The 16,450-nt window shown below is 65.4% G+C and carries 14 protein-coding genes; 12 read left to right on the plus strand and 2 right to left on the minus strand.

Annotation, left to right across the window (positions count from 1 at the left end):
- The first annotated feature begins 28 nt into the window (after positions 1 to 28).
- From leuS to JN302_RS07615, 3 genes are all read left to right on the plus strand, one after another.
- Entirely contained in the window at positions 29 to 2,674 is a 2,646-nt protein-coding gene (gene leuS / locus JN302_RS07605; protein ID WP_202310960.1) for a leucine--tRNA ligase, read from the plus strand.
- A complete protein-coding gene (locus JN302_RS07610; protein ID WP_202310961.1) occupies positions 2,661 to 3,233 on the plus strand; it encodes an LPS assembly lipoprotein LptE in 573 nt (190 codons plus the stop codon). Before leuS ends, JN302_RS07610 begins: the two co-directional genes overlap by 14 nt.
- A gap of 82 nt (positions 3,234 to 3,315) precedes the next feature.
- Positions 3,316 to 4,221 (plus strand): 1-acyl-sn-glycerol-3-phosphate acyltransferase, encoded by a 906-nt coding sequence (locus JN302_RS07615; protein ID WP_202310962.1) that lies wholly within the window; start codon positions 3,316 to 3,318, stop codon positions 4,219 to 4,221.
- Positions 4,222 to 4,365: 144 nt separating this feature from the next.
- Here the strand turns inward: JN302_RS07615 and JN302_RS07620 are convergent, their stop codons facing one another.
- Positions 4,366 to 5,181, minus strand: coding sequence for a 2-keto-4-pentenoate hydratase (locus tag JN302_RS07620; RefSeq protein ID WP_202310963.1), 816 nt, complete (start codon positions 5,179 to 5,181; stop codon positions 4,366 to 4,368).
- Between the two features lie 3 nt (positions 5,182 to 5,184).
- The gene (gene fsa, locus JN302_RS07625) at positions 5,185 to 5,838 is read right to left on the minus strand and encodes a fructose-6-phosphate aldolase (protein WP_202310964.1); all 654 of its coding nucleotides are present in this window, start codon (positions 5,836 to 5,838) and stop codon (positions 5,185 to 5,187) included.
- A 90-nt stretch (positions 5,839 to 5,928) separates the two neighbouring features.
- Between fsa and JN302_RS07630 the strand changes: the two genes are divergently transcribed.
- The 9 genes from JN302_RS07630 (at position 5,929) to JN302_RS07670 (ending at position 16,337) form a co-directional block, all read left to right on the plus strand.
- The gene (locus JN302_RS07630) at positions 5,929 to 8,112 is read left to right on the plus strand and encodes a primosomal protein N' (protein ID WP_202332481.1); all 2,184 of its coding nucleotides are present in this window, start codon (positions 5,929 to 5,931) and stop codon (positions 8,110 to 8,112) included.
- Between the two features lie 78 nt (positions 8,113 to 8,190).
- Positions 8,191 to 8,481, plus strand: a complete 291-nt coding sequence (locus tag JN302_RS07635) for a type II toxin-antitoxin system ParD family antitoxin (RefSeq protein ID WP_202310966.1) — start codon at positions 8,191 to 8,193, stop codon at positions 8,479 to 8,481.
- A 430-nt stretch (positions 8,482 to 8,911) separates the two neighbouring features.
- Complete coding sequence (locus tag JN302_RS07640; protein ID WP_202310967.1) at positions 8,912 to 9,307, plus strand: AGROH133_08824 family phage infection protein; 396 nt, start codon at positions 8,912 to 8,914, stop codon at positions 9,305 to 9,307.
- Positions 9,308 to 9,543: 236 nt separating this feature from the next.
- Positions 9,544 to 10,104: a F0F1 ATP synthase subunit delta gene (locus JN302_RS07645; RefSeq protein ID WP_202310968.1), complete on the plus strand. Its 561-nt coding sequence runs from the start codon at positions 9,544 to 9,546 to the stop codon at positions 10,102 to 10,104.
- Positions 10,104 to 11,633: a F0F1 ATP synthase subunit alpha gene (atpA, locus tag JN302_RS07650; protein ID WP_202310969.1), complete on the plus strand. Its 1,530-nt coding sequence runs from the start codon at positions 10,104 to 10,106 to the stop codon at positions 11,631 to 11,633. The genes JN302_RS07645 and atpA overlap by 1 nt, the downstream gene beginning before the upstream one ends.
- A gap of 18 nt (positions 11,634 to 11,651) precedes the next feature.
- Positions 11,652 to 12,530 (plus strand): F0F1 ATP synthase subunit gamma, encoded by an 879-nt coding sequence (locus JN302_RS07655; RefSeq protein ID WP_202310970.1) that lies wholly within the window; start codon positions 11,652 to 11,654, stop codon positions 12,528 to 12,530.
- A 61-nt stretch (positions 12,531 to 12,591) separates the two neighbouring features.
- Positions 12,592 to 14,139, plus strand: coding sequence for a F0F1 ATP synthase subunit beta (gene atpD / locus JN302_RS07660; RefSeq protein ID WP_202310971.1), 1,548 nt, complete (start codon positions 12,592 to 12,594; stop codon positions 14,137 to 14,139).
- Between the two features lie 110 nt (positions 14,140 to 14,249).
- Entirely contained in the window at positions 14,250 to 14,657 is a 408-nt protein-coding gene (locus tag JN302_RS07665) for a F0F1 ATP synthase subunit epsilon (protein ID WP_202310972.1), read from the plus strand.
- 534 nt (positions 14,658 to 15,191) lie between these two features.
- Positions 15,192 to 16,337, plus strand: coding sequence for a site-2 protease family protein (locus JN302_RS07670; protein WP_202332482.1), 1,146 nt, complete (start codon positions 15,192 to 15,194; stop codon positions 16,335 to 16,337).
- Positions 16,338 to 16,450: the final 113 nt, after the last annotated feature.

Raw genomic sequence — 16,450 nt, forward strand, 5'->3', positions numbered from 1 at the left:
CGCATGTCTTTTAAGTGAAAATCCGGGCATGGCAACCGAACGATACAATCCCCGCGCTTCCGAACCCCGATGGCAGAAAGCCTGGGCCGAGGCGAAGCTGTTCGAAACCCGGAACGACGATCCGCGCCCGAAATACTACGTGCTCGAGATGTTCCCCTATCCGTCGGGGCGCATCCATATGGGCCATGTCCGCAACTACACCATGGGCGACGTGGTAGCGCGCTTTCGCCGCGCCAATGGCTACAACGTGCTCCATCCGATGGGCTGGGATGCCTTCGGCCTGCCGGCGGAGAACGCGGCGCGCGACAACAAGGTCAATCCGCGCGACTGGACCCATGCCAACATCGACACGATGAAGGGCCAGCTCAAGACAATGGGCCTGTCGCTCGACTGGGCACGCGAATTCGCCACCTGCGACCCCGGCTACTATCGCCACCAGCAGAAGATGTTCCTGGATTTCTGGAAGGCCGGACTGGTCGAACGCAAGTCGGCCAAGGTCAACTGGGACCCGGTCGACATGACCGTTCTGGCCAACGAGCAGGTGATCGACGGCCGCGGCTGGCGTTCCGGCGCCCTGGTCGAACAGCGCGACCTGACGCAGTGGTTCTTCAAGATCACCGCGATGTCGCAGGACCTGCTCGACAGCCTGGACACGCTGGATCGCTGGCCCGAAAAGGTCCGCATCATGCAGCAGAACTGGATCGGCCGGTCGGAAGGCCTGCTGATCCGCTGGCCGCTGGCCGAAGGGACCGCACCCGCCGGCGAGACCGAGCTGGAAGTCTACACGACGCGCCCCGACACGATCTTCGGGGCGTCCTTCATGGCGATCGCGGCCGACCATCCTCTGGCCAGGAAAGCGGCCGAGGACAACCCCGGGCTCGCCGCCTTCATCGACGAGGTCCGCCATATGGGCACCTCGGTCGCGGCGCTCGAAACGGCCGAGAAGAAGGGCTTCGACACCGGCATCAGGGTCGTGCACCCGTTCGACCCCGATTGGACGCTGCCCGTCTACGTCGCGAATTTCGTGCTGATGGACTATGGCACGGGCGCCATCTTCGGCTGCCCGTCAGGCGACCAGCGCGACCTCGACTTCGCCAACAGATACGGCCTGCCGGTGGTGCCGGTGGTGATGCCGGAAGGAGCCGACGCGAGGACCTTCCAGATTACCGAGGAGGCCTATGTCGACGACGGCGTGATGATCAATTCGCGCTTCCTCGACGGCATGAAGCCCGGCGATGCCTTCGACGATGTCGCCACGCGGCTCTCCGGCGTCGCGATCGGCGGGCGGCCGATGGGCGAACGCAAGGTGCAGTTCCGGCTGCGCGACTGGCTGATCTCGCGCCAGCGCTACTGGGGCTGCCCGATCCCGGTGATACATTGCGAGGCCTGCGGGGCGGTTCCGGTGCCGCAGGGTGCGCTGCCCGTGGTGCTGCCGACCGACGTCAGCTTCGACCGGCCGGGCAATCCGCTCGATCATCATCCGACCTGGAAGCATGTCGATTGCCCGCAATGCGGCAAGCCGGCGCGGCGCGATACCGACACGATGGACACATTCGTCGATTCGTCCTGGTATTTCGCTCGCTTCACCGATCCGTGGAACGAGACGGCGCCGACGACGTCGGCCTATGTCGACGGTCCGAACGGCTGGCTGCCGGTCAACCAGTATATCGGCGGGATCGAGCACGCGATCCTGCACCTGCTCTATTCGCGCTTCTTCACCCGAGCCATGAAGGCCACCGGCCACCTCAATCAGGTGACGGAACCGTTCGAGGGCCTGTTCACGCAGGGCATGGTCGTGCATGAGACCTATCGCCTGGGTACCGGGGCCAATGCGAACTGGGTGACGCCCGCCGAGGTCAGGATCGCTGAGACCGACGGCAGGCGGCAGGCTTCGCTGATCTCCGACGGATCGCCGGTCGAGATCGGGCCGATCGAGAAGATGTCGAAGTCGAAGAAGAATGTCGTCGATCCCGACGACATCATCGCCAGCTACGGCGCCGACACGGCACGCTGGTTCATGCTGTCCGATTCGCCGCCCGACCGCGACGTCATCTGGACGGAAGCCGGCGTGGAGGGCGCTCACCGCTTCGTCCAGCGCGTCTGGCGCCTGGTCTCCGAAGCGGCGCCGCGGCTGAAGGACGTCACGGCGCGAACTGCGACCGACGGCGAGGCCGCTGCCATCTCCAAGGCTGCGCACAAGGCGCTGAAGGCCGTTGGCGACGACATCGGCAAGCTCTCCTTCAACAAGGCGGTCGCGCGCGTCTACGAGCTGGTCAACACGTTGCAGGCGCCGCTCACGGCCCTCGGCGAGGACAAGGGCGACCAGGCGACGCTGCCGGCGCTCCGCGAGGCCGTCGAGATCCTGCTCGCTCTTTTCGCGCCGATGATGCCGCATCTGGCCGAGGAATGCTGGGCCGCCCTCGGCGGCGAAGACCTCGCGGCGAACCGGCGCTGGCCCGATTTCGATCCGGCGCTTACCGTCGACAACGAGATCACGCTGCCGGTCCAGGTGAACGGCAAGAAGCGCGGGGATTTGACAATTGCCCGCGACGCGGATCAAGCTGCGGTCGAAAAAGCGGCATTGGCTCTCGACGTCGTGCAGAAGGCGCTCGAGGGCAAGCCGCCGCGCAAGGTCATCGTCGTCCCGCAGAGGATCGTGAATGTCGTCGCCTGAGCGAGGGGGAAATCCGGTGAACGTCAGATTCGCCAGACTTGGCGTCGGGCTCGGCCTTTTGCTGTCCGTGGCGGCCGTCTCGGCCTGTACCGTGCGGCCGCTCTACTCCAACGCTCCGGCCACGACCAGCGGCACGGCCTCGATGGCGGCCGAACTGTCGTCGATCTCGATCAAGCCGGTATCGACCAGATATGCTCAGGAAGTGCGCAACAATCTGATCTTCCTGTTCAACGGAGGCGCCGGGCAACCGTCCTCGCCGGCCTACACGCTCGATCTGAACGTTGCGCGCAGGGTCGAGGTCGCGGCCACGACCCAGGTCACCACCGTCGACGACGAGCCGACCGCCTCGACGGTGACGTTGATCGGCAGCTATTCGCTGAAGAAGGCGGGCACGGGCGAGGTGGTCGCTACCGGCCGACGGCAGATCATGTCGTCCTATGACGTGCCGCGCCAGGAGTTCGCCGCCTTGCGCGCACTACGTGACGCGGAGAACCGGTCGTCGCGCGAGCTGGCGGAGTTGCTGCGCATGTCGATCGCGCAGGACATCGCCAGCAAGTGATGCGTCCAGGCGGGTCGCTCATGTTTGTCCGGCTGTGACGCGATGATCGTTCGCCGGATGAAGCGGCAGGGAGCTTGACCTCATGGATCCGAGGACCAGACCCGCCGCGATGGGGATGCCGGCCCGAATCGCCGCGGCCGGCAGCCGCCACATCGTCGACCAGCTGATCGACGAACGTTCCGTCGAGCTATCGCGGCATGCCTGGTGGCCGTTGGTGAAGCCGTTTCTGATGCGGTTCTTCCACTACAACCAGGCTGTGCGCATGTGCGACGACGTCGCCGGCATGTCGGGCTGGGACGCCTTCAGCTATCTGAGCACGCTTCTGGCGCTGAAGATCGACATGCGCGGCGGCGAGAACCTGCCCGCGAAAGGCGGCTTCATCCTGGCTCCCAGCCATCCGACCGGCATCGCAGACGGCATTGCGGTGTTCGACGCGCTGAAGCACATCCGGCCCGACATGGCGATTTTCGCCAATCGCGACGCGCTGCGAGCGGCGCCGGGCTTCCGCGACATGATCATCCCCGTCGAATGGCGGCAGGGCGAAAAGAGCCACGCCAAGAGCCGCGACACGCTGGAGATGACCGCCAAGGCTTTTGCGGCGCAAAAGGCCGTGGTGCTCTTCCCCGCGGGACGCATCGCCTACTGGAACGAGGACCGGCTGACCGAGAGGCCATGGCAGGGCTCGATCGTCGCCCTCGCTCGCCGCTACAACTTTCCGATCGTGCCGGCCAGCATCTCGTCGCGCAATTCGGGCCTGTTCTATCTGCTGTCGAAATATTCGACGGATCTCCGGGATATCACCATCTTCCACGAGTTCCTCAACAAGAAGGGGCGGCCCTTCTCGATCGTCGTCGGCAGGCCGATCCCGGCGGAGGCCCTCGCCGGTGATGTGGCCGAGGTCGCCGCGCGCTTGCAGGAGCACACGGTTCACGCCCTGGCGCGGGACCCGCAGGCAGAGTTCGCGGCTTTCCCGGTGCCGGCCAAGTAGCCTCGGCGACCCACTTCCGCATCGCCCCGAAAATCGTCCTCGATTTTCGGAAAGCGCGATGCGTGGATTCAAAGAGTTGAAGCGTCCTTTGCGCGTCCGAATGGACGCGCGGCGCTCTGGCCCGAACTTTACCCGGCCGGGGTCTCAGGCGATCTCGACGGCGAGGCCGGGCAGATCGAAGTCCTCGATTTCGGTCGACCATTTCTCGCCCGGCGCCACGGGAAAGGCCCGCGTCACGGTGCCCGTGGTCACCAGTTCGCCCTTGCGCAATGGCGGGCCGAGGGGATCCCCGGCAAGGACACCGGCCAGATGACCGAGCGCCTGGATGGGGCCGTCGAGCACGTTGGAGCCGATGCCGCGATCGACGGCAGTCCCGTTCCGGGAAAGGGTGACCGCGAGGCCGGCCAGGGCGGCCGTCAGGCCGGGTCTTTCGCCTTCCCGCACCGACCGTCGGGGCCCGACGAAGAGCGCGCCGTGCAAACCGCCGTCGGCGATGCAGTCGGCCACGCCGAATCGCCAGCCGGGGAAGATCGACTGAACGATCTCGAAACCATGGGCGACCCAGTCGATCGCGCCGGCAATGTCGTCGAGGGTCATATCCGATGTCACGTCCCGGCCGAGGCCGAGCACGATCTCGGGCTCGATGCGCGGCTCGGGAAGATGCGACACCCGGATCCGAGTGCCGGTGGCGATGTCGTGCTGCGTGCGATCGTAGACGTCGCCCCAGATAGGCTCGTAGACGCCGTATTCCGCCCAGATGTTGCGATTGGTGAAGCCGATCTTGCGGCCGATCGCTCTTTCGCCGCGCGCGACGCGCAGGTCGCGCAGAGCGCTCGCGACGCCATAGGCGGCCGCGCTGTCGAAGCCGCCGATGCGGGCCGTCAGCGGCTCGACCTGGCGCCCGGCGTCGAGGGTCGCCAGTATCTCGGCGGCGATATCGCCAGTGCCGCCGGCTGCCACGGATCAGCCGATCTTCTGGCCGGTCTTGGCCCAGTCGGCCAGGAACATTTCGAGGCCCCTGTCGGTCAGCGGGTGCTTGACCAGGGCCTTCAGCGTCGCCGGCGGGACGGTCGCCACATCGGCGCCGATCAGCGCGGCCTGCTTGACATGATTCACCGTGCGGATCGAGGCGGCCAGGATCTCGGTCCGGAAGTCGTAATTGTCGTAGATCGTGCGGATCTCGGAAATCAGCTCCATGCCGTCGATCCCGATGTCGTCGATGCGGCCGATGAAGGGCGAGATGAAGGTGGCGCCGGCCTTGGCAGCCAGCAACGCCTGGTTGGCCGAAAAGCAGAGCGTGACGTTGACCTTGTGGCCGTCCGAGGTCAGCGCCTTGCAGGCCTTGAGGCCGTCGAGCGTCAGCGGCAGCTTGATGCAGATATTGTCGGCGATCCTGGCGAGCACCGCGGCCTCGCGCATCATGTCGGCATATTCGGTGCCGGTCACCTCGGCCGAGACCGGCCCTGAGACGATGTCGCAGATCTCCTTGGTCACTTCCTTGATGTCGCGTCCCGATTTCAGGATGAGCGACGGGTTCGTGGTCACGCCGTCGAGCAGGCCGAGATCGTTGAGCTCGCGGATCTCCTTCACGTCGGCGGTGTCGACAAAGAATTTCATGACGGTCTCCTTGGATGACGGATCGACGGCAACGGGCCATCTCCCTTTGGGACTTTGCTCTAGAACAAGTTCGGGGCAAGGTCACGCCCGATGAAGGAAGATTCGCCGAAAAGCCGGGCAGCGCCGGTGCTCGTGCCGATGCCGGCCGAGCGGCCCTACACCTATGCCGTGCCCGACGGCATGACGGTGGTGCCGGGTTCGGTCGTCCGGGTGCCGCTCGGCCCGCGGGAGGTCGCCGGCATCGTCTGGGACGGGCCGGGCGAGGCGGTCGACCCCAGGAAGCTGAGGCCGATCGCCCAGGTCTTCGACTGTCCGCCGATCGACGAGGCGTCGCGTCGCTTCGTCGACTGGATCGCGGCCTACACGCTGGCCGCGCCCGGTATGGTGGCGCGCATGTTCCTGCGCGCGCCGGAGGCATTCGATCCGGAACCGTGGACGGAAGGGCTGCGGCCGACGGGCTCCCGGCCGGAGCGGCTGACGGCAGCGCGCGAGCGCGTGATGGAGATCGCCGGCGAAGGCGTGGCCTGGACCCGATCGGGCCTTGCCCATGCCGCCGGCGTGTCGCTCGGCGTCGTCGACGGGCTGCGCGAGCAGGGGGTCTTCGAGACCACCTGGATCCCGCCCCGGCCGGTGGTGGCACCCCCCGATCCGTCATTTTCCCGGCCCGATCTGACGGCCGACCAGCAGGCGGCCGGCGACGCGCTGCGCGAAGCCGTCGACAAGGGCGGCTTCGGCGTCACCCTGCTCGACGGCGTCACCGGTTCGGGCAAGACGGAGGTCTATTTCGAGGCGGTCGCCGCGGCCATCGCGAAGGGCCGGCAGGTGCTGATCCTGCTGCCGGAGATCGCGCTCACCCAGGCCTTCCTCGAACGCTTCCACGACCGGTTCGGCGCGCGGCCGGCCGAGTGGCACTCGGATCTGCCCCCGCGCATGCGCGAAAAGGTCTGGCGCCAGGTGGCCGAAGGCTCGGTCAGGGTGGTGGCCGGCGCCCGCTCCGCGCTGTTCCTGCCGTTCCATGACCTCGGACTGATCGTCGTGGACGAGGAGCACGACCCCGCCTACAAGCAGGAGGACCGCGTCTTCTACAGCGCCCGCGACATGGCGGTGGTGCGCGGCCGGCTCGGCGGCTTTCCCGTCGTGCTCGCCTCCGCGACCCCATCGCTCGAGAGCCGTGTCAACGCCCAGCAGGGCAGATATGCCCGGGTCGTGCTGCCGGGTCGCTATGCCGAAGCAGCCTTGCCCGACATCAAGGCGATCGACATGCGCCGGGCGCCGCCGGCGCGCGGCGGCTTCCTGTCGCCCGTTCTGATCGACCAGGTCCGGGCGACGCTGACGCGCGGCGAGCAGTCGCTGCTCTTCCTCAACCGGCGCGGCTATGCCCCGCTGACGCTCTGCCGCGTCTGCGGCCACCGCTTCGGCTGCCCGGTCTGCTCGTCCTGGCTGGTCGAGCACCGCTTCCGCGGACAGCTCGTCTGCCACCACTGCGGGCACAACGAAAAACGTCCGGATGCCTGTCCCGAATGCGGGACTTTCGATCATCTGGTTGCCTGCGGCCCCGGCGTGGAGCGGATCGCCGAAGAGATCGACGGCCATTTTCCGGAGGCCCGCACCATCGTGCTTTCCTCCGACATGCTGGGCGGGGTGAAGCGGCTGCGGCTCGAGCTGGAGGCGATCGCGAACGGCGAAGCCGATATCGTCATCGGCACCCAACTCGTCGCCAAGGGCCATAATTTCCCCGGGATGACGCTGGTCGGCGTCGTCGATGCCGATCTCGGCCTCGCCAATGGCGATCCGAGGGCGGCGGAGCGCACCTTCCAGCTCCTGTCGCAGGTCACTGGCCGCGCCGGCCGCACCGGCAGGAAGAGCGTCGGCCTGCTGCAGACCTACCAGCCCGACCATCCGGTGATGCGGGCGATCGTCTCGGGCGATGCGGAAGCCTTCTACGAGCGCGAGACGATCGAGCGGGAGCGCGCGCATCTGCCACCCTTCGGTCGGCTGGCAGGCATCATCGTCAGCGCCGCCACCAGGCCCGAGGCCGAGACCCATGCGCGCCACCTACGCCGGGCAGCGCCTCATGTCGCCGGCATCGACATCCTCGGCCCGGCCGAGGCGCCGCTGGCGCTGGTCGGCGGGCGCCACCGCTTCCGGCTCCTGGTCCATGGCGAGCGGCGCTCGGATATGCAGGGCTTTGTCCGCAAGCTTCTGGTCGACGGCGCGAGGCCGCGCGGCTCGGTCAGGGTGCAGGTCGATATCGACCCGCAGAGCTTTCTCTGAAGCGATTGGCAAATTTTGAGAAACAGGGGTCTCACGGCTACATTCTCTTGTGCGACGGAGCAGGCGAAGATGCCGACAATGAATGTGAGCCTGACTGCCGAAATGGTGGAGTTCGTCGAGGGCGAAGTCTCCAGCGGCGACTATGTTTCCGCGAGCGAGGTGGTACGCGACGCGATCAGGTTGATGCGCCGTGAAAAGGAGCGAGAGGAAGCGAAGTTCAGGCTCCTCCGCGAAGAGATCGACCGCGGATACGAGCAGTCGGAGCGCGGTGAATTCTCCAGCCGCACGGTCGACGGGATTGCCGAGTCGGTTCTAAATCGGCGAAGCAATCGAAGGTCCGGCTCACCAGGGAAGCCGATCGTGACATAGAGCGAATACTCGCCGAGACCCTTCGTCTTTTCGGCGAAAATCAGGTGCGTCGTTATGCCGGCATCATCGATGCAGGGATTTCCATGCAGGGATTTCCATGCTCCGGGAGAATCCCGCGCGGCCGTCCTCTCGGGATCGGAGTGAGATCAGAGCAGGGGTTCGTTCCTTTCACCTGCAATTCGCAGCGCGCCGCCGAGATGGCGCGTCTCACATCGTCTACTACCGTGTCCCCGGTCGCGCTGACGATCCCGAACTGGCGATCCTTCGGGTCCTCGCTGACGCCATGGAACCGACACGCAGGATCGCCGCGGCGCTGCGCGGGGAAGCTTGATCTGGCGGAGACGCTCGGCACATCTTTTCGGTCTGGCGCCGTTCTCGCGCCCGGCTAAGATGCACCCCCGATGGCGCTGATTCTGCAGGGGGGACTTCGATGGAATTCGCGTTTCCGTGGCCGCTGAGCCAGGGCGAGTGGCTGGCCTGGGCGTCGGCGGCGGTCACTGTTCTGTTCGGGCTCCTGCTCCTGTTCGCGCCGGGAATCTCGCTCCGCGTCCTCCGGCTGCAGCCGACGGCGGAACATCCGGAGGCGATTGCCGGGGCCCGCGCCACCATGTCCGGCTTCTATCTCGGCACGGGCCTGTGCTGTATCCTGCTCGCCCAGCCGCTGCTCTACATGGCGCTCGGCTTCTCCTGGCTGCTGACGGGTTTCGGGCGGATCATTTCGATGCTGTCGGACCGCGGCAACACCGCCTACAATTGGTCTGCGGTCGTTGTCGAACTGGTGCTCGCGGCCCTTCCGCTCGGCTTCGCCTTCGGCTTTCTGCCGTGAATCACCGCGTCGCCGCGTCGACCCCGCGCGGACTGCGACAAAACTGCCGGAAAAGCCTGTTAGAGATCGTGTTGCGGTCGTAAGAAGCCTGTGCTAGACGGCAATCGACTTTCGGCCTGGGGACGCCGTAAATGCACCCTTGCGGCCGGCAAAATGCAATAAGGTCAAAGATTTAGCTAGAGTACCCGACTCGCGCCAAAAATCTTGCGGCCTGTCAGACAGAGAAAAGACGGTCCGTGGCCCAGTCAACCTCGCCCATCTCCGGTGTCGCCGAGCGCTATGCCGCTTCTTTGTTCGACCTCGCCGCCGAGGCGAAGTCCGTACCGGCCGTGGAGGCCGACCTTGGCAGGTTCGAGGCGCTTCTGGAGGGCAGCGAGGATCTGCAGCGGCTGATCAAGAGCCCCGTATTCTCCGCCGACGACCAGGCCCGCGCCATCGCGGCGGTCCTGGAGAAGGCCGGGATCGGTGGGCTCGCCGGCAATTTCCTGCGTGTCGTCGCCAGGAACCGTCGCCTCTTCGCCATTCCCGGAATGATCAAGGCCTTCCGCCGCATCGCCGCAGAACGTCGCGGCGAAGTCGCGGCCGAAGTCACCTCGGCGCATGCGCTTTCCGCCGCCCAGGAGACCGAGCTCAAGGCCGCGCTCAAAAGCGTTGCCGGCAAGGATGTCGCAATCACCGTCACGGTCGATCCGTCCCTGCTCGGTGGCCTTATCGTCAAGATGGGCTCGCGCCAGATCGACACGTCGCTCAAAACCAAACTCAATTCGCTTAAGCTTGCACTGAAAGAGGTCGGCTGATGGATATCCGCGCAGCGGAAATTTCCGCAATTCTGAAAGACCAGATCAAGAACTTCGGCAAGGAAGCCGAGGTCTCGGAAGTCGGTCAGGTTCTTTCCGTCGGCGACGGCATCGCCCGCGTCTACGGTCTGGACAATGTCCAGGCCGGTGAGATGGTCGAGTTCCCCGGTGGCATCCGCGGCATGGCGCTCAACCTCGAGAGCGACAATGTCGGCGTCGTCATCTTCGGCGCCGACCGCGACATCAAGGAAGGCGACACCGTCAAGCGCACCGGCGCCATCGTCGACGTGCCGGTCGGTCCGGCCCTTCTGGGTCGCGTCGTCGACGCCCTCGGCAATCCGATCGACGGCAAGGGCCCGATCAAGGCGACCGAGCGCAAGCGCGTCGACGTCAAGGCCCCCGGCATCATCCCCAGGAAGTCGGTTCACGAGCCGATGTCGACCGGCCTCAAGGCCATCGATGCCCTGATCCCGGTCGGCCGCGGCCAGCGCGAACTGGTGATCGGCGACCGCCAGACCGGCAAGACCGCCATCATCCTCGACACGATCCTGAACCAGAAGGCCATCCACGAGAGCGGCCCGGAGAAGGAGAAGCTCTACTGCGTCTACGTCGCCGTCGGCCAGAAGCGCTCGACCGTCGCGCAGTTCGTGAAGGTGCTCGAGGAGCGCGGCGCGCTCGACTATTCGATCATCATCGCCGCCACCGCTTCCGATCCGGCGCCGATGCAGTTCCTGGCGCCGTTCGCCGGCTGCACCATGGGCGAGTACTTCCGCGACAACGGCCAGCATGCCCTCATCGCCTATGACGATCTGTCGAAGCAGGCCGTCGCCTACCGCCAGATGTCGCTGCTGCTGCGCCGCCCGCCGGGCCGCGAAGCCTATCCCGGCGACGTGTTCTACCTGCATTCCCGCCTGCTCGAGCGCGCGGCGAAGATGAACGATGACAACGGCGCCGGTTCGCTGACCGCCCTGCCAATCATCGAGACGCAGGCCAATGACGTGTCGGCCTACATCCCGACAAACGTGATCTCGATCACGGACGGCCAGATCTTCCTCGAGACCAACCTGTTCTTCCAGGGCATCCGCCCGGCCGTGAACGTCGGTCTCTCGGTGTCGCGCGTCGGCTCGTCGGCGCAGGTCAAGGCGATGAAGCAGGTCGCCGGCTCGATCAAGGGCGAGCTCGCGCAGTACCGCGAAATGGCGGCCTTCGCGCAGTTCGGCTCGGACCTCGACGCCGCGACGCAGCGCCTGCTCAACCGCGGCGCCCGCCTGACCGAGCTCCTGAAGCAGCCGCAATTCTCGCCGCTCAAGACGGAAGAGCAGGTCGCGGTGATCTTTGCCGGCGTCAACGGCTATCTCGACAAACTCGCCCTCAACCAGGTGCAGAAGTTCGAGCAGGGTCTGCTCGCGCATCTGCGCTCGGAAGGCAAGGACGTGCTCGAAGGCATCCGTGCCGAGAAGGCGCTGTCCGACGATCTCCGGGCCAAGCTCAAGGCGCAGATCGACGCCTTCGCCAAGAATTTCGCCTGAGGGAAGTAGGTTCGGGGCATGGCTTCGCTAAAAGACCTCCGCAACCGCATCGCCTCGGTCAAGGCGACGCAGAAGATCACCAAGGCGATGCAGATGGTCGCCGCGGCGAAGCTGCGCCGCGCCCAGGAAGCGGCGGAGGCGGCACGCCCCTATTCGCAGCGCATGGGTGCGGTTCTGGCCAACATCACCCAGGCGGTCGGCGGCGGTGGCGATGCGCCGGCGCTGATGACCGGGACCGGCCGGGACGACGTGCATCTGCTCGTCGTCTGCACGGCCGAGCGCGGCCTCTGCGGCGGCTTCAACAGCCAGATCGCGCGTTTTGCACGCGATCATATCCGCAAGCTGCAGGCAGCCGGCAAGACGGTGAAGATCATTGCCGTGGGCAAGAAGGGCTACGATATCCTTCGCCGCGACTATGCCGCGCTGGTCATCGACCGGATCGAGCTGCGCGAAGTGAAGACGCTGGGCTTCGTCAATGCCGACGCCATCGCCAAGAAGGTGATCGCGCTGTTCGACGACGGCCAGTTCGATGTCTGCACGCTGTTCTACTCGGAGTTCAAGTCGGTGATCTCGCAGATCCCGACGGCGCAGCAGATCATTCCGGCCGCGTCGGCCGCCAATGGCGGCACCGGCGAGGCCGGCGCCGTCTACGAATACGAGCCGGAGCCGGGCGAGATCCTCTCCGACCTCATCCCGCGCAATATCGCCGTCCAGATTTTCCGCGCGCTGCTCGAGAATGCCGCCGGCGAGATGGGCGCCAAGATGAGCGCGATGGACAATGCGACGCGCAACGCCGGCGACATGATCAACAAGCTGTCGATCACCTACAACCGCCAGCGCCAGGCGCAGATCACCAAGGAACTGATCGAGATCATTTCGGGCGCGGAAGCGCTCTAGGCACGGCCGCCGCTTTGCGGCGCGGCACGTGAGAAACCAGATAGGCAAAGGGTAACGAGAGATGGCGAAAGCAGCGACCCCGAAGAAGGCTCCCGCAGCCGCGGCTGCGGCGGCGAAGGAACCCGCAGTGAAGAAGGCGGCTCCCGCCAGGGCTGCCGCGGCGAAGGCACCCACGACGGCGGCAAAGGCCTCCGGTGCGGTCGGCAAGGTGCGCCAGGTCATCGGCGCCGTCGTCGACGTGCAGTTCGAGGATCACCTGCCAGCGATCCTGAATGCGCTCGAGACCGACAATCGCGGCAGCCGGCTGGTTCTGGAGGTCGCGCAGCATCTCGGCGAGAACACGGTGCGCACGATCGCCATGGACTCCACCGATGGTCTCGTCCGCGGGCAGTCGGTCACCGACACCGGGGCGCCGATCTCGGTTCCGGTCGGTCCTGAAATGCTCGGCCGCATCATCAACGTCATCGGCGAGCCCGTCGACGAGGCAGGTCCGCTCACCGCGACGGAACAGCGTGCCATCCATCAGCCGGCTCCGGACTATGTCGACCAGTCGACCGAGGCTCAGATCCTGATCACTGGTATCAAGGTTCTCGACCTGCTGGCTCCTTACGCCAAGGGCGGGAAGATCGGCCTGTTCGGTGGAGCCGGCGTCGGCAAGACCGTGATCATCCAGGAACTGATCAACAACATCGCCAAGGCGCATGGCGGCTTCTCGGTGTTCGCCGGCGTCGGCGAACGCACACGCGAAGGCAACGATCTCTATCACGAGTTCATCGAATCGGGTGTCAACAAGAAGGGCGGCGGCGAAGGCTCCAAGGCCGCCCTTGTCTACGGCCAGATGAACGAGCCGCCGGGCGCTCGCGCCCGTGTCGGCCTCACCGGCCTGACCGTTGCGGAATATTTCCGCGACCAGGGCCAGGACGTGCTGTTCTTCGTCGACAATATCTTCCGCTTCACCCAGGCGGGTTCCGAAGTGTCGGCGCTGCTCGGCCGCATTCCCTCGGCGGTGGGCTACCAGCCGACGCTCGCGACCGACATGGGCGCCCTGCAGGAGCGCATCACCACCACGACCAAAGGCTCGATCACTTCGGTCCAGGCCATCTACGTGCCGGCCGACGACCTGACCGACCCGGCGCCGGCGACATCCTTCGCTCACCTCGACGCAACGACGGTGCTCAACCGAGCCATCGCGGAAAAGGGCATCTATCCGGCGGTTGATCCGCTCGATTCGACGTCGCGCATGCTCGATCCGATGATCGTCGGCGAGGAGCATTACCAGGTCGCTCGCCAGGTGCAGTCGATCCTCCAGCGCTACAAGTCGCTGCAGGACATCATCGCGATCCTGGGCATGGACGAACTGTCCGAAGAGGACAAGATGACGGTTGCCCGCGCCCGCAAGATCGAGCGCTTCCTGTCGCAGCCCTTCTTCGTCGCCGAAGTCTTCACCGGCTCGCCGGGCAAGCTCGTCGACCTGGCTGACACGATCAAGGGCTTCAAGGGCCTCTGCAACGGCGACTACGACCACCTGCCGGAAGCGGCTTTCTACATGGTCGGCACCATCGAGGAAGCCGTCGAGAAGGCGCAGCGCCTGGCCGCCGAGGCGGCCTGAGTGCAAAGCGAATAACGAATAGGGAGTAGCGAATAGGGGAATTGCGGAACTGAGCGAGGTTGCCTGTTCAACTGTTCGCTGTTCGCTATTCGCCGCTCGCTAGATGCGAAATGGCTGAAGCTTTCAAATTCGAACTGGTCTCGCCGGAGCGTTTGCTCGTCTCGCAAGACGTCGAGTCGGTCGTCATCCCGGGCGCCGAAGGCGAGATGACGGTCATGGCGAACCATGCGCCTGTCATGACCACGGTGAAGCCCGGTGTGGTGACGGTCAAGCCGGCAGCGGGCGGGGAAGAGCGTTATGTGGTGTTCGGCGGTTTCGCCGACATCCTGCCTTCGGGCTGCACGCTGCTCGCCGAATCCGCCGTGTCCGTGCGGGACATCGACCGCAACGACCTCGCCCGTCGCATCCAGGAGGCGAGGGAAGACGTCGTCGATGCGAAGGATGACCAGGCGCGGACCAAGGCCGAGCAGTTCCTCGGCCAGCTGACGACGCTCGAAGGCGCTATCCTGCCCGCCTGAGCTTTGCAGACATAGAAGTAGAGAAAAGCCGGGCGTCGACCCGGCTTTTTTTGAGGGTCGTCGTCCGATCGTACAGAGGGTCATGCTGTTTCGACCCCCTGCAAGGTACTCTTGCGGCTCGTCCGGTCTCCTCAACGAGGGGAGGCGGGAGGTTTGCCGCGCCTTTCCCTTGATGGAGGGGATTGAAACCAGGCGCGGAGACCAACGGCCTTGCAGACGGGAGACCCGCGCCGACCCGCCGGCATGTCTGACATGGGGTTGAATAGGCCGATACCGCTGCCTCCGAGCGCATGGCAATTGTCTGAGTCAAGTCAAGCCGCCGGCTCTTTCGAATGCTCGTCACAGTGAGCAATGGGTCACACAGGCGGCCCGCTCTTTCAGCCGCGCGGAGTGTGCCGCACGCAATCGCCAACTGTCGCGATCAGGCCGTCGGACGGTAGTGGAATGATGAGTCGGGCGCTTGCCATGGTTTCGAGCTATGGTTCTTGACGACCGAAACGCATTTCTGTGCGATGAGATGAATGGAGGCTGGGTATGGGCTGGTCCTTGAACCTCGGCACGATTGCGGGCACGACGCTGCGCGTCCACGTCTTGTTCCTGTTGCTCCTGGTGTGGGTGTGGATCATGCACTTCACCATCGGCGGAGCCTGGGCGGCCTGGGAAGGCGTCCTTTTCGTGATCGCCGTCTTCGCTTGCGTTGTGTTGCATGAGTTCGGCCACACTGCCGCGGCGCGTTACTACGGAATAAGAACGCCCGACATCACATTGCTCCCGATCGGGGGAGTTGCGCGCCTGGAGCGCATACCGGAAAAGCCTGTCGAGGAGATCGTCGTTGCCCTGGCGGGGCCGCTGGTCAACATCGTGATCGCCGCCTTGATCTTCGTCTATCTGGGGCGATGGTCGACCGCGGAGGAACTCGTCTTGATCGAGGACCCGCGGCTCGACTTCCTGGCCCGCCTCGCCGCCATCAACGTGTTCCTGGCCCTGTTCAATCTTATTCCTGCCTTTCCAATGGATGGCGGCAGGGTGCTGAGGGCAGTGATGGCGATTTTCATGCCATGGTGGCGAGCGACGCAGATCGCCGCCACCATCGGGCAAGGCCTCGCTTTTGTCTTCGGCTTCCTTGGCCTGTTTTACAACCCGCTGCTGATCCTGATCGCGGTCTTCGTTTATCTCGCTGCGGCTGCCGAGGCACAGAACGCGCAGCTGCGCGACGTTGCATCAAGCCTGCTTGTGCGGGACGTCATGGTCACCGATTTCGCGACCCTCGAACGTTCTGCGACCATCGAGGAGGCGGTGGAGAAGCTGCTGGCGACGACGCAGCACGAATTCCCCGTCGTCGGCGAGGACGGACGTTTCGCCGGCCTGTTGACTCGCAACGATATCGTCAAGGCGCTGAAGGAGAGCGGCGCGTCCGCATCCGTCGTTGGCGGCATGCGGTCCGACATTCCCGTGGTCGACGGGCAGCAAAGCCTGCGTGCCTGCCTGCGGTTGATGCAGGGGAAGGGCGCGCCAGCCGTGGCGGTGACAGCCCGGGACGATCGGCTCGTTGGCCTGATGACCTTCGAAACTCTTGGCGAAATGCTGATGGTCCGTTCGGCGCTTGCGGATGGCTTTCGCTTCGGACGTCTGCGCCGCGAGGGGCTCCGGACGAAAGGACGTCACGCCCGGGAAACATAGTTCGGGCCGGCGAGTTCCGGAACGACACGCTCGACGGCGGCGACGGTAACGACATGCTCGATCCGGCGGATTTGCATCCGCGCTCAGGCGCTCTACGATCGTGAAACAAGCAA

The organism is Mesorhizobium sp. L-8-3 (assembly GCF_016756615.1).
Classification (GTDB): Bacteria; Pseudomonadota; Alphaproteobacteria; order Rhizobiales; family Rhizobiaceae.

Excerpts from the sequence above, each read along its gene's own strand:
- leuS (WP_202310960.1), top strand. The coding sequence starts at position 29 with ATGGCAACCGAACGATACAATCCCCGCGCTTCCGAACCCCGATGGCAG.
- JN302_RS07610 (WP_202310961.1), top strand. The coding sequence starts at position 2,661 with ATGTCGTCGCCTGAGCGAGGGGGAAATCCGGTGAACGTCAGATTCGCC.
- JN302_RS07615 (WP_202310962.1), top strand. The coding sequence starts at position 3,316 with ATGGATCCGAGGACCAGACCCGCCGCGATGGGGATGCCGGCCCGAATC.
- fsa (WP_202310964.1), bottom strand. The coding sequence starts at position 5,838 with ATGAAATTCTTTGTCGACACCGCCGACGTGAAGGAGATCCGCGAGCTC.
- JN302_RS07630 (WP_202332481.1), top strand. The coding sequence starts at position 5,929 with ATGAAGGAAGATTCGCCGAAAAGCCGGGCAGCGCCGGTGCTCGTGCCG.
- JN302_RS07635 (WP_202310966.1), top strand. The coding sequence starts at position 8,191 with ATGAATGTGAGCCTGACTGCCGAAATGGTGGAGTTCGTCGAGGGCGAA.
- JN302_RS07640 (WP_202310967.1), top strand. The coding sequence starts at position 8,912 with ATGGAATTCGCGTTTCCGTGGCCGCTGAGCCAGGGCGAGTGGCTGGCC.
- atpA (WP_202310969.1), top strand. The coding sequence starts at position 10,104 with ATGGATATCCGCGCAGCGGAAATTTCCGCAATTCTGAAAGACCAGATC.
- JN302_RS07655 (WP_202310970.1), top strand. The coding sequence starts at position 11,652 with ATGGCTTCGCTAAAAGACCTCCGCAACCGCATCGCCTCGGTCAAGGCG.
- atpD (WP_202310971.1), top strand. The coding sequence starts at position 12,592 with ATGGCGAAAGCAGCGACCCCGAAGAAGGCTCCCGCAGCCGCGGCTGCG.
- JN302_RS07665 (WP_202310972.1), top strand. The coding sequence starts at position 14,250 with ATGGCTGAAGCTTTCAAATTCGAACTGGTCTCGCCGGAGCGTTTGCTC.
- JN302_RS07670 (WP_202332482.1), top strand. The coding sequence starts at position 15,192 with ATGGGCTGGTCCTTGAACCTCGGCACGATTGCGGGCACGACGCTGCGC.